Genomic DNA, 16,855 nt, shown 5'->3' on the forward strand with positions numbered 1-16,855 from the left:
CGGGCTGGCACAGGGTGAGGTAGCCGTCAGTTGACCCGCTCGAAGACCGCGGCCAGGCCTTGGCCACCCCCGATGCACATCGTTTCGAGGCCGTAGCGTGCCTGCCGGCGGTGCAGTTCACGCGAGAGCGTGGCGAGCATCCTGACGCCGGTGGCGCCGACCGGGTGGCCGAGCGAGATGCCGGAACCATGCACGTTGGTGCGGGTGAGATCCTCCTCGGTGAACTTCCACTCACGCATCACGGCGAGCGCCTGGGCGGCGAACGCCTCGTTGAGTTCGATCACTTCCATGTCCGCGAGCGTCAGTCCGGCGCGGGCGAGAGCCGCCTCGGTGGCCGGCACCGGGCCGATGCCCATGATCTTGGGGGGAACCCCGGCGACCGCCCAGCTGACCATCCGGACGAGTGGACGAAGGCCGAGTTCGTCGGCCAGCTCGGCGGTGGTTACGAGGCACATCGCAGCGGCGTCGTTCTGGCCGCTTGAGTTGCCCGCGGTCACGGTGGCCTCGGGGTCCGAGGAGACCAGGATCGGCCGGAGTTTCGCCAGTGTTTCGAGCGTGGCGCCCGGGCGCGGATGCTCGTCGGTGTCGATGACGGTGTCACCTTTGCGGCCGGACACTGTGACCGCGACAATCTCTTCGGCGAGGACGCCGGCCTGCTGGGCCGCGACTGCGCGCTGATGGGAGCTGACCGCGAGCCGGTCTTGCTCCTCGCGTGGGATGCGGTATTCGCGTCGGAGGTTCTCGGCGGTCTCCAGCATTCCGCCGGGCACCGGGTGGAACCGGCCGCCGGCTGTGGACCGCGCTCTGACCAACCCGTCGTGCATCCGAACACCGGTGCGCGCGCCGCCCCATCGGATGTCGGTGGAGTAGAACGCCGCGTTGCTCATACTCTCCGTGCCGCCGGCGACGACCAGGTTCTGGGCGCCGGTCAGCACCTGCATCACCGCGTTGATCACGGCCTGCAGGCCCGACCCGCACCGCCGGTCCAGGTGCTGTCCCGGGACGGTGACCGGCAGCCCGGCGTCAAGGGCGATCACCCGGCCTATCGCCGGTGCTTCGCTGTTGGCGTTGCAGTGCCCGAGGATCACGTCGCCGATCCGGTCCGGGTCGATGCCGGTGCGGTCCAGCAGGCCGCGCAGGGCGGTGACTCCCAGGTCGACGGCGGTGAGGTCCTTGAACATGCCGCCGTAGCGGCCGATGGGGGTGCGAACGGGCTCGCAGATGACGACGTCACGCATCGCTCGCGCCTTTCGGGGTGTCGGTTGCCTCGCGGTCACATGAACCTCGGTGCGAGCGCGTTCAGGAGAGGTCATCGCAGGTACAGCCGCACTGTGTCGATCTCCTCGCGTAGCAGGCGGACATCCTCCTGGGTGGGGCGGGCCGTCTCACAGACGTCGGGTGCGACACGGATGTCCCAGCCGGTTGCGGCCTTGACTTCCTGGACCGTGAGCCCCGGATGTACCTCGCTGATGAGCAACTCGCCGAACTTCTCTGGCCGGCGAAGGACCGCCATAGGAGTGATGACGGTCGACACTCCATGACCAGGGGGCACCATCCGCACATCCTCGTCGCGCACGCGCACCGGGCTGGGCGAGGTGCAGAAGTCCAGCCGTTGCGGAAGTGCACCGGGGTCGTGTCGGCGCAGCACGACGATGCACTCTCCGGCGTTGGGCATGATCTCGGTGGCGCCACCGGCTCCGGGCAGCCGCACGCTCGGCTTGTCCCAGTCGCCGATGATGCTGGTGTTGAGGCTGCCCCAGCGGTCTACCTGCGCGGCGCCGAGGAAGCCCACGTCGATGTGGCCGCCCTGCAGCACGTAGCCGAAGAGCGCGTGCATGCTGATCACCGCCTCGGCGCCCGACACCAGAACGGAGTCTGCGATGCCCTCGGCCAGTGCCTCGGGGTGGGCGCCGCAGACGCCGGACTCGTACACGAGCTCGAGGCCGGGGTTGATCGTGCGCCGCGCCAGGTCGACGGCGAGGGTCGGCAGCCCTACACCGGCGAAGACCCGGGTTTTCCCGGCCAATTGGCGGGCAGCGACGGCGGCGAGGAACTCGGTGCTCGACGGGGCAACGGCGGAGGGCGGCGGAGTCGTCATGAGTGCTCCAAGACTGGGCTGGCCCGACCACCGTAGTTGACAGGCTGTGATGGCCGGTCGGCGACGCGGAGGCCCGTCCAGCGTTCCTCTCCGAGCCGCTCGAGGTATGCCTCCCGGTCGGGCACTTCGTAGACCCACTGGGAGAGCCACGCGAGGACTGCCGCGCGGTCACGGCTGATCGGCGTCCACTCGCGGTAGAAGGCGTTGTCGCGGTCGTAGTAGCCCTGGCTATACGACGGGTGCGCGCCACCCGGGCAGTGGGCGACCGCGGTGACGGCGTGCCCGGGGATGACAGTGCGGTTCGGATCCGACCTGATCACCTCGGCGTCGACGATCTCCTCGACGGTGACGATGACGGTGCGCGCGGCGTAGGCGGCCTCCTGCTGGGCGCCTAGGATGCCCCACATCTGAACATTGCCGCAGCGGTCGGCACGCTGGGCATGCACGACCGTGACATCCGGCCGGAGCGGGGGCACGACGTAGACGTCAGGTCCGCCATAGGGATCGCCGACCTTGCGGATCTGAGCGTTGAGCTTCGGCAGGTCACTGCCGGCATAGGACCGCAAGGGAAAGAACGGCAGGCGCGCGGCGCCCGCTTGGTAGCGGCAGACCATTCCGTAGTGGCTGTACTCCTCCACCTCAAGGGGTCTCGGGTCGGCCCGTTCGATGCGCCGGCGCACTTCGTGCAGGGATCCGGCGGAACCGCTTGCGAAAAACGAGGCGACCAGCCGACGCGCGCAGCCGGCCGCGATCAACTGGTCGGCCAACAGATCGGGCGTCATCCGGCAGAGCGTGAGCTCGCGGCGACCTTGGCGGATGATCTCATGGGCCGCCGCGAATGGAATCAGGTGGCCGAAGCCCTCCATGGCGATCACCATGCCGTCGGCCACATGCGCCGCGACCGCCGACGCGAGGTCGGTGACCTTGCTGGTTTCGGCCATGCGGGCTCCCTGAAGAACTCTGGTGGAGGCGAAGCGACTTTCAGCGTCCCTGATGGGAAGGTCAAAACTCCAATACTTCTTGGCTGGTCGATTCATGCACTCACTGGTATCAATCGTTCGCAACAGATATACCGCCCGACGGCAAAACGCCGCAGAATTCCAGCCTCGACCCTCACGTTCGACGACGTCGGGGTTTCTGGCGACAGCCAGCTAAGTGGCGCTGGTCAGGGCCGCCGCAGCCGGTAACCAGTCAGTGCGCTCGGTTTAGCAGGTCGGGCGTGGGCAGCGCCTCTTCCGAGGCACGCAAGACCTCCCGCAACGCCGGGTTCGTGTCGCCCTTTCGCCAGGCGAGCCTGGAGTACGTCGGCGTCCGGCCCTCCTGCAGCGGAACCACGGAAATGCCGTCCTGGATAACGTTGGCGACCGCGACGTCGACGGTGAAGGTGATTCCGACACCCGCCGCCACCAGCGCCATCACGGTCCACGAGTCCGGAGCGGTCTGCACGATGTTCGGCGGGTAGCCGGCGTCGTGGGCCGCGCGGGTAAACGCGTCGCGCAGGCTGGATCCGGGGTCGGCCGGCAGCGCGACGAATGCCTCGTCGCGGCACTCCGCCATGCTCACCAGATTTCGCCCGGCGAGCCGATGCCCCTTCGGGACCACGAGCACGTAGTGCTCCACGGTGACGATCCGGTGCGAGATCGCGGGCGGTTCCACCGACCAGCGCACGATCGCGAGATCGAGACTCCCGTCCATCACCGAACGCAGCCCCTCGGCGGCATACGTCGTGCTCTGCAGGCTCAACTCGATGCCGGGATGGCGCTCGCGAACGAGCCGACCAAGCTGACCGACCAAGAGGTGCGACGACGGGCCGGCGAAGCCCATTCGGACGCACCCGGTCTCACCGCGGCCCGCCGACTGCACGGCGCGACGCGCGGCGCGGCAGCTCTCGAGTGCCTGCCGCGCCGGATCGAGCAGAGCCTCGCCGGCGCTGGTGAGCCGCACGCTGCGGGTCGTGCGCTCAAAGAGGTGGGCCCCCAGGTCGCGCTCCAACTGTTTGATCGTGCGGCTCAATGGGGGCTGGGCGACATGCAGCCGTTCGGCCGCCCGGCCGAAGTGCAGTTCCTCGGCGACCGCGAGGAACGCCTCGAGGTGGTGCAGCTCCACAGCCCGCAACTCTTGCACAAGCGGCAACAGTGCATCCCCGATTGCGTTTTGGACGCGCAAGAGACGGTGTCGCACCGTGGAATCCGAGGAATTGCATTAGTTCTCGACGCCGTCCGAATGTTCGTCCGAAAAGACGTCGTCGCGGCCGAGCACGAGATACGGATCGAATTCCCGACCGGATCCGGGAGAAGGCCGCCGCTATGGGCTATGGGTCTGTTCGGATTCGCCATCCCGGAGGGTACGGCGGGCGCGGGCTCTCGATGTACGAAGAAGATGGAGCTGGGCTGGACCAACCCGGCCTTTCGGTCCATGCGCGGCACCAACAACGGCATCGCCGGACAGGTCCTGGTCAACTACTGCCACGCAGGAACACCGGAACAGGTACCGACCCGGTCTGGCCGGTGGCCTAATCGTCGCGTCCTTCGCACTCACCGAATTAAACCTGGCCGACCGGGCCGTCCAGATCCACGGCGGCATGGGATACATGCACGGGGTACCGGTCGAGCAGTTTAGCGAGACGCCCGGCTGTTTCGCCTCTACGAAGGCACCAGCGAGATCCAGCGCCGCATCATCGCCAACCAGCTCGTGCGAGGGTTCCAATCGTGACGCCCGGGCTCCGGCGCGGGCCGCCCCGGCTCGCCGAGATCCGGTCGCACCGTACTTGACCGGGTCGGATGCATCGTCAGCCACCGCTCGTGGTGGTGAACATGGTGTCGGGGCAGTCGATGTGGAGGGAACGGATCTTGCGGTACAGGGTGGTTCGCCCGATCCCAAGCAGTGCCGCCGCCTTGGAGCGATTGCCGTTGGCTTCCTGGACGGCAGCAAGGATTGCGTCGCGTTCGGCTCTTTCATAGCCGGTCAGCTGACGTTTGTGCGCCGCGTCCCTCAGGCTCAGAGGCAGATTCTCGAGTTGGACAAGCCATCCCGGCCTGGTGGCCGCAACGTCGACCATCGCCTGGCGAAGCTCTTTGATGTTGCCCGGCCACGGGTAGGCCATGAGCGCCTGTCGGGGGGCGGATGCCAAGGTGGTGCCGGGCCGGATTCCTTCCAGGCCGGAGAGGATGGCCTCGGCGATTGCGGGTATCTGCTCCTTCATGTCGCACAGGTTGGGCAGCGTGACAACGGTCGCCGCGCCCTTCACCAATTCGGCGACGTGATCGCTCGCCGCTCGCAGGTCGACGGTGAGCAGCAGTCGACCCTTCCCGCCGCCCGCTGCGGTGGTCAACGCCGTCAGCGCCGTGACCTTGTCGACCGACCCAGGGTCCAGCAGTTCCAGGTGGCGCACGATGACGTGGCCGCCGCTCGACAGCGCATCGGCCGCATCCGCGAGCCACCCGGTGTCGCGCTCGGCGGCGAATGCTGCGACGTCGACCACCCGCGTGGGGCACTGCGGGGTGGTCTCGGCGATTGTTCGGGCCAGGTGGTACTTCCCGGTGCCAGCCCGACCGTCGATCGCGATCGTCCTTGAAACCCGAAGTGCGTACTGCAGCCGCTCATCGATCGCCGGCAAAGGATGCAGGAACCGGCCCGTTTCCGGTGCACGTCGGCGAGCTGCCCGGCTGCTTTTCGAATCTTGACTGAACTCCAGCCGGTAGGCATGACCGGTGGGGTCGCTGAGCCGCTCCGCCACGGCGAGCACGCGTCCGCTGGGCAGGTCGAGTTCGATGGTTCGCGGCTCGCTGCCCCAGGTCTGGTTTGTCACGGCCTCCCACAGCAATGGGTGGTGCTCGGGGGTGACGAACTGAAGACCCGCGGTGTTGGAAACGACCGCTTCCGGGGTCAGTACAACCATCGGCGCCCGGCCCGCTGCGCCCGACTTGGGGTTGAGCGCGGCGAAAAGGGCCCTGTTGCGCCCTCCGTCCAGGTCGGCCATCACCTGTTCGATTTGCCGGGCGGCGTTCACCGCCAGGGTCAGCATCATCGGGTTGGTGGCTTCAACCGAGCAGGTCAGGGCGATCGAGCCGAGGACGCGACCGGCCGGAGCCATGCGGATGGGTGCACCGGCGCAGGTCAGCGGCTCCAGCAGGTCGTTGAAGTGCTCACCTCCGCGGACGAACAGCGGGGCCTTCTCCTCGAGGACCGTACCGATGCCATTGGTTCCCACAGCACACTCGGAGAAGTCGAACCCCTCTGCAGCACACGAGCCGTCGAGCTTCCTTAGCTGCACGTTGCCGGCGGCCCGCCGGGACAGGATCCGACCCTTGTGGTCGCTGAGAAAAACCGCCACACCGAGCCCGTCCAGGTCGGCCTGCAGGCGATCCAGCACGGGATCGGCCGACCGGCACAGCAGCTCGGAACGTCCATGAGCATCGAGATGCTGAAAGGCAATCCGGCCCGTGGGCACGCCCTGGCTCGCCGACCGGCGCCAGCTACGCATGATCGATTCCCGGACTGTGCCCGACACGTCGACGTGGTGCAGCACGCCTTGATCCCGCAGCCGCTCACGGGCCGCTCGCAAGCGGTCCAGCTCGATGCCACTGGAAGGCCTCTCCATCGTTCCTCCGAGGGCTGACGGGACTCACGCAACCACTGTCAGGCGCCCGGTCCGCCGAGAGGAATTCGCCCCGCCAACCCGTTCTCAAGCGAGCCGTGCCGGCGCGTCCGCAAGAGCGCCGGGAACAAGCCTACCGCTGAGGATGGTGATTTCGGGCGGCCTTTCGTCTTGGCCGGGGGTTGGCCAGCTGTGGAAGCCCGGAAACGTGTGGCCGCTGCCGCCCTGTTTCAAATCGGAACAGTCGTTGGTATTGCGCCGCTCACACACTGTAACTCAGTTGTCCACATCACAATCCCCGGGCAACTGTGATCCGAAAGGCAACGCTCGTGACCGTCTCCGCCGAAGCCGGCTTTCTCGAGGCGCTCTACCGGGACTGGACCAGCCGCATGGCCGCCGACCCGCAAATGTCCATTGGGATGCTGCGCAGCATGTTCGACGAGTGGCACCAGCCGACTAAGGAGCCCGAGGCCGTGACGTACCGGTCGGACATCGTCGCCGGTGTCGAGGGTATCTGGGCACTCCCGCTCGGCGCGGACACGTCGAGGGTCGTCCTGTACACCCACGGTGGCGGCTTCGCCGTCGGATCCGCGGCCAGCCACCGCAAGCTCGCCGCACACCTCGCCAAAGCGCTCGGGACGACAGCGTTCGTCATCGATTACCGGCGAGCGCCCGAGCATCCCTTCCCCGCGCAGATCGAGGACGTCACCGCGGTGTATCGCGCGCTGCTGGACCGAGGCTTCGCGCCCGGCAGCATCATCACCGCCGGCGACTCCGCCGGCGGCAACCTGGCCGTCGCCACCGTACTGAAGCTCCGCGACGACGGCTCGCCGCTGCCCGGAGCGGTGATCGCCCTCTCGCCATGGCTTGACATGGAGCTCGCCGGCGAAAGCTTGACCACCAACGCGGACAGCGATGGCCTGGTCAGTCGGCAGATCCTCGAGGGGATGTCGGCGATGTTCCTCGGCGAGACCGGCAAGCCCGATGATCCGCACGCCAACCCGCTGTACGCCGACTACACCGGTTTCCCGCGGCTGTACATCAGCGCCGGCTCGGCGGAAACGCTGCTGGATGACGCAACCCGGCTCGCCGACCGGGCCTCGGCGGCGGGCGCCGAGGTGACGCTCTCGGTCGTCGACTGCATGCAGCACGTGTTTCCCTGCCTCGCCGGGCGCGCCCCGGAGGCCGACGCGGAAATCGCCCGGATCTGCAGCTGGTACCGCCGCTGACCCTCCCGGCGGACGAACTCGGACAGACGAACTCGGGCACGAAGAGAACAGAGGACCGACTGATATGAGCACTCACCACGATGCGATCGTTATCGGCGCGGGCTTCGGCGGGATGTATGCCCTGAAGAAGCTGCGGGACGAGCACGGCTTGAACGTGCGACTGTTCGACAAGGCCGGCGGCATAGGCGGTACCTGGTACTGGAACCGTTACCCGGGCGCACTCTCGGACACCGAGTCGTTCGTTTACTGCTACTCCTGCGACAAGGACTTGCTGAAAGAGTGGGACTTCGACACCCGCTACGTCACCCAGCCGCAAATCCTGCGCTACCTCGAGCACGTGGCCGACCGCTGGAACCTGCGGCCCGATATTCAGCTCAACACCGGGGTCGTCGCGGCGCACTTCCACGAGAATGACAACCTCTGGCACGTCAGGACCGACACCGGCGAACTGCACACCGCGAAGTACCTCGTCACCGCGGTGGGGCTGCTGTCGGCCACGAACCTCCCCGACCTCAAGGGCATCGACACCTTCCAAGGCGTCCACGTGCACACCGGCCAGTGGCCGGCCGACCTCGAGCTGGCCGGCAAACGGGTCGGTGTGATCGGGAACGGATCCACCGGAGTCCAGGTCATCACCGCGATCGCTCCCGAGGTCGACCATCTGACCGTGTTCCAGCGCTCGGCCCAGTTCACCGTCCCCGTGGGCAACGGGCCGGTCTCTCGGGAGTACGTCGCAGACGTCAAGGAGAACTACGAAGCCATCTGGGAGCAGGTGCGCAACTCGGTCGTCGCCTTCGGCTTCGAGGAGAGCACCACCACCTACGAGTCCGTGTCGTCGTCGGAGGCGCTGGCGATCTTCGAGCGAGCGTGGGAAAAGGGCGGCGGCTTCCGGTTCATGTTCGAGACCTTCGCCGACATCGCCACCAGCGAGGTCGCGAACAAGGCCGCACAGGACTTCATCAAGGGCAAGATCGCCGAGATCGTCACGGACCCCGAGACGGCCCGCAAGCTGATGCCGAAGGACCTCTATGCCAAGCGGCCGCTGTGCGATGGCGGGTACTACGCAACCTTCAACCGTGACAACGTCGAACTCGTGGACGTCAAGGAGAATCCGATCACGGAGATCACGCCTGCCGGCGTCAGGACCGCCGACGGGGTGGAGCACGAGATCGACATCCTGATCTTCGCCACCGGGTTCGATGCGGTCGACGGCAATTACAAGCGCTTCGACCTGCGAGGCCGCAATGGCCTCACGATGGCGGACTACTGGAAGGACGGACCGTCCAGCTATCTCGGGGCGGCGGTCGCGAACTTCCCGAACATGTTCATGGTGCTCGGGCCCAACGGCCCCTTCACCAACCTGCCGCCGTCGATCGAGACACAGGTGGAGTGGTCCACCGACCTGATCGAGCACGTGGAGCAGACCGGTTACTCCGCCGTGGAGCCGACTGCCGACGCCGAGCAGGACTGGACCGCCACCTGCCGCGAGATCGCCGACGCGACGCTGTTCCCGAAGGCACAGTCGTGGATCTTCGGCGCCAACATTCCCGGCAAGAAGAACACGGTCTACTTCTACCTCGCCGGTCTGGGTGCCTACCGCAACGTGCTCTCGGAATGCAAGGACGCCGGCTACAAGGGCTTTCAGTTCAGCTGAGCGGGCCGCAGCGCGCAGGCCGTAATCCGGCCACCCGCGCCGAAGCTCGTTGACTCCCATCGAAAGGAACGTTCTGGTGTCTCGCACGGTCACCGTCAACTTTCCCGGCACCGCACGCCAACACACCATCCCGACCGGACTACACGTCGACGGTGAATGGATCGACCTCGGCGACACCTTCGACGTGGTCGACCCCGCGACGGGGGAACCATTCGCATCCGTCTCAGACGCGACAAACGCTCACACGCGAGCTGCCCTCGACGCCGCCCACGCCGCGCAGGCCGCGTGGGCCGACGTGGCACCGAGGGTGCGCGGCGACCTCATGCATGGCATCCACCAGCTGCTCTCGGAACGCGCGGAGGCCTTTATCGACCTCATGGTGCTTGAGGCGGGGAAGCCACGATCCGAGGCCGCAGGCGAGATGGCGCTGACGCTCGATTTCGTCAAGTGGCTGGCGGAGCAGGCGGCTCACGTGCATGGCTCCTTCGCCCGAGGTTCGCGCGGCAATTTCCGGATCATCGCCACGATGCAACCCGTCGGTCCCAGCCTGCTCGTATCGCCGTGGAATTTTCCCGTCCTCGTCCCGGGTCGCAAGGCCGTCGCTGCGCTTGCCGCGGGATGCACGGCAATCATGAAACCCGCGGAGCAGACGCCGCTGAGCTCGGCACTGCTGATGCAGGCCGTCATCGACGCGGGCATTCCCGCAGGCGTGTTGAATCTGGTCCATACCTCTCGTCCGGGGGAGCTGTCTACGGAACTTATGCACGACCGGCGGCTGCGCAAGGTCAGCTTCACCGGCTCGGTCGCCGTCGGCTCGTTGATGATGCGCCAGGCAGCGCGCAATGTCGTGAGTGTTCAACTCGAACTCGGAGGAAACGGCCCGTTCATCGTCCTCGACGACGCCGACGTCGAGCATGCCGTCGCAGCAGCCGTCGCCGCGAAATTCCGCAACGCGGGGCAGGCCTGTGTCGCCGCGAACAGGATCATCCTGCAGCAGGGTATCGCCGCGGAGTTCACCGAGTTGTTCGTCGATGAGGTGCGCAATCTGGTCGTCGGACCGGGGTACCGGCCGGGGGTCGACGTCGGGCCGATGATCTCCGAAACACAGCGGCAAGCGATCACCGGCATAGTCCAAAGTGTCGTCGGCGCGCAGGCCGATGTGCTTGTGGGCGGTAAGCCGGTGGGCGGCGACGGCTACTTCTTCGAGCCGACAGTCCTGGCGATGCGGGACAAGGCTCCCGAGTTTTCCGGTCAGGAACTCTTCGCCCCGGTGGCGCCCCTGTTCGTCGTCGACTCGATCGATGAGGCCGTCTCCTTCGCAAACGATACGCAGTACGGACTTGCGGGCTATCTGTTCACTCGAGACATTTCGCGCGCGGTGTCCATCAGCGAGCGCCTCGACGTCGGCATGGTCGGCGTGAACCGTGGCCTGATGGCCGACCCGGCTGCGCCGTTCGGGGGGGTCAAGAGCTCGGGTCTCGGTCGCGAGGGCGGTCACCACGCGCTCGAAGACTTCATGGAGACGAAGTACATCGCCCTCACCACGGATTGAAACCGCCGGCACGCCCGGCCAGCGCCGCAACAACTGGCCGACAACCACTATCGGAAAGAGAGACGCAGAAATGACGAACCGCCTCGAAGGCAAGGTTGCGCTCATCACCGGAGCCGCGCGCGGACAAGGTGCAGCGGAGGCCCGGCTGTTTGCCGCCGAAGGTGCCTCCGTCGTCATCACCGACGTTCGTGACGACGCGCTGGTGTCCCTCGAAAAGGAACTTCTGGACTCGGGGGCTACGGTGTCAGCCACCCGGCTCGACGTTGCCGACGAGGCGGATTGGGACCGCGCGGTCCAACACGCGACTGCCGTGTTCGGTGAACTGAACGTATTGGTCAACAACGCCGGGATCCTGGACATGGCCGGTGTTGAGCAGACCTCGCTGGAGGTGTGGAACCGGATTGTCGCCGTGAACCAGACCGGGGTTTGGCTGGGCATGAAGTCCGCCATTCCTTCCATGCGCAGGGCCGGCGGGGGCTCGATCGTCAATGTCTCTTCGATCTACGGCCTGATCGGCAGTGGTGCGGCCGCGGCCTACCAGGCGACCAAGGGTGCGGTGCGCCTGCTCACCAAGACCGCGGCGATTCAGTACGCACCCGAGGGCATTCGGGTGAACTCGCTTCATCCCGGCGTGATCGACACGGGAATGGTGGATGAAGAGGTCCCGGCCGAGTCTCGACCGGCGCTGATCGCCGCCACACCGCTGGGGCGGATGGGAAGACCCGAGGAAATCGCCAGTGGCGCGCTGTTTCTCGCATCGGACGAGTCGTCGTTCATGACCGGTTCAGAGCTCGTCCTGGACGGGGGATACACCGCCCAATAGCCAATGGGAGGCCCCGGGCGGATACTTCGCGTCTGCTGGCGATGCTGAGGTGCAGGCTGCTGACCCATTGCCCAGACGGTTGGTCGCATGTTTCGATCGGTCGAGGAAGGGTTCTGAGTTCAGTTGAACCGGTGCGACGGCGAACCCACCGCAACGTGCAGAAGGAGGAGAAAATGAAAACCAGGGCGGCTGTGTTGTTCGAGGCTGGCAAGCCCTTTGAGATCGTCGAGTTGGATCTTGACGGCCCCCGGGCAGGCGAAGTGCTGATCAGGTATGTGGCCGCCGGTTTGTGCCACTCCGATCTGCACCTGACCGACGGCGATCTGGTGCCTCGGTTCCCGATCGTCGGCGGCCACGAAGGTGCGGGCATCATCGAGGAGGTCGGCGCGGGCGTGACGAAGGTCAAGCCGGGTGATCACGTGGTGTGTAGCTTCATCCCGAACTGTGGACGGTGTCGCTATTGCGCGACGGGGCGCTCCAACCTGTGCGACATGGGTGCGACGATTCTCGATGGCAATATGCCCGACGGGTCGTTCCGCTTCCACATGGGCGACACCGATTTCGGCGCGATGTGCATGCTGGGCACCTTCGCCGAGCGCGCGACCATCTCCGAGCATTCGGTGGTGAAGGTCGATGATTGGCTGCCGCTGCAGACAGCCGTTTTGGTGGGCTGCGGTGTGCCGACCGGGTGGGGGAGTGCCAATTATGCGGGCGCCGTCCGTGCCGGTGATACCACGGTGGTGTATGGCATCGGCGGCATCGGCATCAACGCGGTGCAGGGCGCAAAGCAGGCCGGCGCGAAGTATGTGGTCGCGGTGGATCCGGTCGAGTTCAAGCGCAATACCGCGGCGAAGTTCGGCGCAACGCACGTTGTCGCGACGGCCGAGGAGGCCGCCGAAAAGGTGACCGAGTTGACCTGGGGGCAGATGGCTGATCAGGCCATCATCACCGTCGGCACCGTCGATGAGCAGGTGGTGACCGAGGCCTTCAACGTCGTCGGGCGGGGCGGCACGGTGGTGATCACCGGGTTGGCCAACCCGGAGAAGTTGACCGTGCATGTCTCTGGCGGGGTGATGACGCTGTTCGAGAAGACGATCAAGGGCACGCTGTTCGGTTCGGCCAATCCGCAGTACGACATCGTCAAGCTGTTGCGGCTCTATGACGCCGGTCAGCTGAAACTCGACGAGCTGGTCACGAAGACGTACACGCTCGAGCAGGTGAATGAGGGCTACCAGGACTTGCGGGACGGCCACAACATCCGGGGCGTCATCACCCATGCGCAGTGAGCCCGGTACGCGTTCAGACGTTGCGAACGGTACTGGCTAACCGCCGTTGTCTGATGATCGCGTTGTCGTGACGCCGTAGGGCCGGCGGGTGTTTCGGGGGCGAACGTACGGCACCGATGCCGACGGCGCGTCAGCTGCGTCGGTGGGCTCTGGCGGCGCGGTGTCATCGTCGGGGTCGAGCGGTGTGGTGAGAGACCGGGCAATCTGCTCGCCGAGTTCCTCGGGGCTGGCCGCTCCGTCGGCTCGAAACCACTTGTAGCACCAGTTCGCCGCTCCGAGGCACATGTTCACGTAGACCGTGGGGGTCATCCCCACGAGTTTGCCGGGGTGCCGTGCGAGGTGCTCCCGCAGAGCAGCGAGGAAGAGCTCCTCGAAGGTGCGTCGACGTTGCAGCACCTCGGTGAGGAGCTCGACGGGCAATTCCTGCTCCTCCTCGAAGCACACCGTGAGCAGTGCCTGATTGCGGCAGGTATAGGCCACCCGCGAGGCGATGAGACTGCGGATTGCGGCCAGCGGGGAATCCGCTTCGGCGACTGTCTTTCGGCCCATCTCCAGACTCTCGTCGAGCATGTTCAAGTAGAGCCGCACCAGCAGTTCTTCCTTGCTTCGGAAGTAGTGGTACAGCGTGGGTTTCGACAGGCCGACGGCCGCCGCGATTTCGTTCATCGAGGTGGCGCGGAAGCCACGTCTGCTGAAGATTTCCATCGACTCGGAGAGCACCCGCTGCCGCTGAGCGTCCGCTTTCCTGAGCGACGCCTTGTACGGCGCGCTCCGCGCCATATCTGCTCCCGTCTGCCGACCGACCCGGAGTGTCCACGGTATCTCTCGTAGGGGTTGACACGGGCAGCCGCCTCCGGGAAAAATCTCGACCGTCCGGTCGGTCTAATTTTACGGGGCGATGCGATGCCGTGGGAACTCGACGACGATCACGCGACTTTTCGCGAGGTATGTCGCGACTTCACCGACCGGGAGGTCCGTCCGCTGGTCGACACCGCCGAATCCGGTGGCGTCTTCCCCGCCGAACTGTGGAAACCGTTGGGTGCCGCCGGCCTGCTGGGTCTGATGATGCCCGAGGAGTACGGCGGATCGGGCGGCGACGCGCTTGCCGTCGCGATCCTTGCCGAGGAACTCACCCGCGCGAGCGGCGGTATCGCCGTGACCGCCCTGGTCAGCGCCTACATGGCGGGCCCTCACCTGGTCCGGGATGGCACCGACGAGCAGCGGCAGCGCTGGCTTGCGCCGCTCGCCGCGGGTGAAGCGGTGGCCGCCATCGCGGTCACCGAGCCGGGGACCGGGTCCGATGTCGCGGGCATTACCACGCGGGCCCGCCGTACCCACGACGGCTGGGTGCTCGCCGGGCGGAAGATGTTCATCACCAACGCGGGCCTGGCCGACGTGATAATCGTGGCCGCCCGTACCGGAGGGCCGCGGCATTCGGGTATCACTCTGTTCGCGGTTGAGCGTGACACCCCGGGCTTGGCGGTGGGTCGGCCGCTGCGCAAGATGGGCTGGCACTCCTCGGACACTCGTGAGGTCATTCTCGACGAGGTCGCCGTGCCGGCCTCCGCCGTCGTCGGTGCCGAGAACCGCGGCTTCCACCAGATCATGCAGGGATTTCAGCTGGAGCGAATCGCCCTCGCCGGGATGGGCCTCGGGCATGCCGCTGAGTGCTTGGACCTGGTCAGGGCCTACGTGCGCGAGCGGGAGGTCTTTGGCGCTCCGTTGGCGCACCTGCAGACGGTTCGACACCGAATCGCGGTGATGGAAATCGAGCTGGAGGCGGCCCGGTTGCTGACGTACCGGGGCGCGGTGCGGCTCGATTGTGGGCATCCCGAGGCGGGTTCATCGGTGGCCCGGGCGAAGTACTTCGCCGCGGTGGCGGCCAACCGGATCGTCGACGAGGCCGTGCAATTGTTCGGTGGCGCCGGCTTTGTCGAAGAGGCGCCGATCGCGCGGCACTACCGCGACGCCCGGATTTTGCGGATTGGCGGCGGCGCCGACGAGGTGCAGCTCGAGATCCTGGCCAAGGCGATGGCGTCGTGACGGCGACTACCACCACCGTGCCGAATGTGGCCGCCGATGGTCGACCGACCACCCGGGATGTCGCGGCCGCCATCGACCACGCCCGCCGCGGCGGGGACTGCACCCGCTGGCCGGAAAAGCTGCCCGTCCGGGACCGTCTCGCGGTGCTGTTCGATCCGGGGACGTTCGTTGAGGACGGCTTGTTGGCGTCGGCTGCCGACGCCGGGTTGCCGGCCGATGGTGTGATCACCGGTGTCGGCGGCGTGGAGGGCCGTCCGGTCGCCGTGATCGCGCACGACTTCACGGTGAAGGCCGGCTCCTGGGGGGCGTTGACCTGCGAAAAGCAGATCCGCATTCTCGAACGGGCTGATCGAGACCTGCTTCCGGTGGTATATCTGGTCGATTCCGCGGGCGGGCGGCTGACCGATCAGATGGGTTTTTTCCCGGGCCGCCGCGGCGCGTCGGCGATCTTTCACATGCAGGTGCGGCTGTCCGGGCGGGTGCCGCAGATCTGCTGTCTGCACGGACCGTCGGCCGCCGGCGGCGCCTACATGCCCGCCTTCTGCGACTGGGTCGGCATGGTCAACGGGAACGCATCGATGTATCTGGCCAGTCCGCGTGTCGCGGAGAAGGTCACCGGTGAGCGCACCACGCTGCAGGAGATGGGTGGGGCGATGATGCACGCGACCGTCTCCGGGTGCGGCGACGAGGTGTTCGACACCGACTGGGAGGCCATCGCGGCGGCCCGGCTGCTGTTGTCGTACCTGCCGGACGACTTTCGCGCCCCGCCCGCGCGGCGCGGGGCCGCTGAGCCCGAGCGGCCGCTGGGGGACGTGGTTCCCGACGACCCCAACACCGCCTACGACGTCCGTGACGTGATCGACGGCATCGTCGATGGTGGGTCATTCTTCGAGATCAAAGCCCGCTGGGCGCGGGAGATCGTGGTGGGCCTCGCCCGGCTGGACGGCCGTGTCGTCGGCATCGTGGCGAACCAGCCGAGCGTCCGAAGCGGGGCCATCTTCGTGGACTCCGCGGACAAGGCGGCGCGGTTCATCTCGATGTGCGATGCGTTCGGCATCTCGTTGGTGTTCCTTCAGGACGTTCCCGGCTTCATGGTCGGCGTCGAGGTCGAGCGCCAAGGCATCATCCGGCACGGCGCCAAGATGGTGGCCGCGATGTCATCTGCAGAGGTGCCGAAGTACACCGTCGTGCTGCGCAAGGCCTACGCTGCCGGTTACTACGCGATGTGTGCCCCCGGCTTCGAACCCCGGGCCACTCTCGCGTTACCGACGGCCACCATTGGAGCCATGTCCGCCGAGGCGTCGGTGAACGCGGTGTACGCCAACAAGATGGCAGCCATCGCGGACGAGGATGAGCGCGCCGCGTACATCGCTGCCCGTACCGTCGAGCAGCAGGCCGACGTCGACCTGTTCCGGATGGCCAGCGATCTCGTCGTCGATGCCGTCGTCGGCCCGGGTTCGCTACGCGCCGAGCTGGTCGCCAGGATGGTCGACGCCGACCGTTGGACCCGGTCGTCGCGACGCCGCCATCACCTGATCAGCCCCGTGTAGCCAGCTACCCGCCCCGGAGGACA

Annotated in this window: 14 protein-coding genes; 8 read left to right on the forward strand and 6 right to left on the reverse strand. The window is 66.7% G+C overall.

What is annotated here, in order from left to right; all coding sequences use genetic code 11:
* Window positions 1-26: 26 nt before the first annotated feature.
* The 4 genes from MSZK_RS22020 to MSZK_RS22035 all read right to left on the reverse strand — a co-directional run bounded on the left by MSZK_RS22020 (window position 27) and on the right by MSZK_RS22035 (window position 4,204).
* Complete coding sequence (locus MSZK_RS22020; RefSeq protein WP_095785391.1) at window positions 27-1,238, reverse strand: acetyl-CoA C-acetyltransferase; 1,212 nt, start codon at window positions 1,236-1,238, stop codon at window positions 27-29.
* A gap of 71 nt (window positions 1,239-1,309) precedes the next feature.
* Complete coding sequence (locus MSZK_RS22025; RefSeq protein ID WP_095785392.1) at window positions 1,310-2,098, reverse strand: CoA-transferase subunit beta; 789 nt, start codon at window positions 2,096-2,098, stop codon at window positions 1,310-1,312.
* Window positions 2,095-3,039 (reverse strand): CoA transferase subunit A, encoded by a 945-nt coding sequence (locus tag MSZK_RS22030; protein ID WP_095785393.1) that lies wholly within the window; start codon window positions 3,037-3,039, stop codon window positions 2,095-2,097. Before MSZK_RS22030 ends, MSZK_RS22025 begins: the two co-directional genes overlap by 4 nt.
* A gap of 250 nt (window positions 3,040-3,289) precedes the next feature.
* Window positions 3,290-4,204 carry a LysR family transcriptional regulator gene (locus tag MSZK_RS22035; RefSeq protein ID WP_095785394.1) on the reverse strand — a complete coding sequence of 305 codons (915 nt, stop codon included), beginning with the start codon at window positions 4,202-4,204 and terminating at the stop codon, window positions 3,290-3,292.
* A 525-nt stretch (window positions 4,205-4,729) separates the two neighbouring features.
* On the opposite strand from MSZK_RS22035, the gene MSZK_RS33620 reads away from it, so the two are divergent.
* Window positions 4,730-4,810 (forward strand): hypothetical protein, encoded by an 81-nt coding sequence (locus MSZK_RS33620; protein ID WP_142305035.1) that lies wholly within the window; start codon window positions 4,730-4,732, stop codon window positions 4,808-4,810.
* Window positions 4,811-4,886: 76 nt separating this feature from the next.
* Here MSZK_RS33620 and MSZK_RS22045 read toward each other — a convergent pair whose 3' ends face one another.
* On the reverse strand, window positions 4,887-6,698 hold the full coding sequence (locus MSZK_RS22045; RefSeq protein WP_095785396.1) for a sigma-54-dependent Fis family transcriptional regulator: 1,812 nt from the start codon (window positions 6,696-6,698) through the stop codon (window positions 4,887-4,889).
* Window positions 6,699-7,024: 326 nt separating this feature from the next.
* Between MSZK_RS22045 and MSZK_RS22050 the strand changes: the two genes are divergently transcribed.
* The 5 genes from MSZK_RS22050 to MSZK_RS22070 all read left to right on the forward strand — a co-directional run bounded on the left by MSZK_RS22050 (window position 7,025) and on the right by MSZK_RS22070 (window position 13,239).
* The gene (locus tag MSZK_RS22050; protein ID WP_095785397.1) at window positions 7,025-7,924 is read left to right on the forward strand and encodes an alpha/beta hydrolase; all 900 of its coding nucleotides are present in this window, start codon (window positions 7,025-7,027) and stop codon (window positions 7,922-7,924) included.
* A 64-nt stretch (window positions 7,925-7,988) separates the two neighbouring features.
* On the forward strand, window positions 7,989-9,578 hold the full coding sequence (locus MSZK_RS22055) for an NAD(P)/FAD-dependent oxidoreductase (RefSeq protein ID WP_095785398.1): 1,590 nt from the start codon (window positions 7,989-7,991) through the stop codon (window positions 9,576-9,578).
* 76 nt (window positions 9,579-9,654) lie between these two features.
* Window positions 9,655-11,130 (forward strand): NAD-dependent succinate-semialdehyde dehydrogenase, encoded by a 1,476-nt coding sequence (locus MSZK_RS22060; RefSeq protein ID WP_232530506.1) that lies wholly within the window; start codon window positions 9,655-9,657, stop codon window positions 11,128-11,130.
* Between the two features lie 70 nt (window positions 11,131-11,200).
* Window positions 11,201-11,953 (forward strand): glucose 1-dehydrogenase, encoded by a 753-nt coding sequence (locus MSZK_RS22065; RefSeq protein ID WP_095785399.1) that lies wholly within the window; start codon window positions 11,201-11,203, stop codon window positions 11,951-11,953.
* A gap of 173 nt (window positions 11,954-12,126) precedes the next feature.
* Complete coding sequence (locus tag MSZK_RS22070) at window positions 12,127-13,239, forward strand: NDMA-dependent alcohol dehydrogenase (protein ID WP_095785420.1); 1,113 nt, start codon at window positions 12,127-12,129, stop codon at window positions 13,237-13,239.
* A gap of 36 nt (window positions 13,240-13,275) precedes the next feature.
* On the opposite strand, the gene MSZK_RS22075 is transcribed toward MSZK_RS22070, so the two are convergent.
* Window positions 13,276-14,019, reverse strand: coding sequence for a TetR/AcrR family transcriptional regulator (locus MSZK_RS22075; protein WP_095785400.1), 744 nt, complete (start codon window positions 14,017-14,019; stop codon window positions 13,276-13,278).
* 123 nt (window positions 14,020-14,142) lie between these two features.
* Here MSZK_RS22075 and MSZK_RS22080 point away from each other — a divergent pair, with 123 nt between their 5' ends.
* Window positions 14,143-15,282, forward strand: coding sequence for an acyl-CoA dehydrogenase family protein (locus MSZK_RS22080; RefSeq protein WP_095785401.1), 1,140 nt, complete (start codon window positions 14,143-14,145; stop codon window positions 15,280-15,282).
* On the forward strand, window positions 15,279-16,832 hold the full coding sequence (locus MSZK_RS22085; protein ID WP_198419701.1) for an acyl-CoA carboxylase subunit beta: 1,554 nt from the start codon (window positions 15,279-15,281) through the stop codon (window positions 16,830-16,832). The genes MSZK_RS22080 and MSZK_RS22085 overlap by 4 nt, the downstream gene beginning before the upstream one ends.
* The last annotated feature ends 23 nt before the right edge of the window (window positions 16,833-16,855 follow it).

It is taken from the genome of Mycobacterium sp. shizuoka-1 (assembly GCF_002723835.1).
Classification (GTDB): domain Bacteria; phylum Actinomycetota; class Actinomycetes; order Mycobacteriales; family Mycobacteriaceae; genus Mycobacterium.

Excerpts from the sequence above, each read along its gene's own strand:
- MSZK_RS22070 (WP_095785420.1), top strand. The coding sequence starts at position 12,127 with ATGAAAACCAGGGCGGCTGTGTTGTTCGAGGCTGGCAAGCCCTTTGAG.
- MSZK_RS22065 (WP_095785399.1), top strand. The coding sequence starts at position 11,201 with ATGACGAACCGCCTCGAAGGCAAGGTTGCGCTCATCACCGGAGCCGCG.
- MSZK_RS22055 (WP_095785398.1), top strand. The coding sequence starts at position 7,989 with ATGAGCACTCACCACGATGCGATCGTTATCGGCGCGGGCTTCGGCGGG.
- MSZK_RS22075 (WP_095785400.1), bottom strand. The coding sequence starts at position 14,019 with ATGGCGCGGAGCGCGCCGTACAAGGCGTCGCTCAGGAAAGCGGACGCT.
- MSZK_RS22045 (WP_095785396.1), bottom strand. The coding sequence starts at position 6,698 with ATGGAGAGGCCTTCCAGTGGCATCGAGCTGGACCGCTTGCGAGCGGCC.
- MSZK_RS22080 (WP_095785401.1), top strand. The coding sequence starts at position 14,143 with ATGCCGTGGGAACTCGACGACGATCACGCGACTTTTCGCGAGGTATGT.
- MSZK_RS22025 (WP_095785392.1), bottom strand. The coding sequence starts at position 2,098 with ATGACGACTCCGCCGCCCTCCGCCGTTGCCCCGTCGAGCACCGAGTTC.
- MSZK_RS22020 (WP_095785391.1), bottom strand. The coding sequence starts at position 1,238 with ATGCGTGACGTCGTCATCTGCGAGCCCGTTCGCACCCCCATCGGCCGC.
- MSZK_RS22030 (WP_095785393.1), bottom strand. The coding sequence starts at position 3,039 with ATGGCCGAAACCAGCAAGGTCACCGACCTCGCGTCGGCGGTCGCGGCG.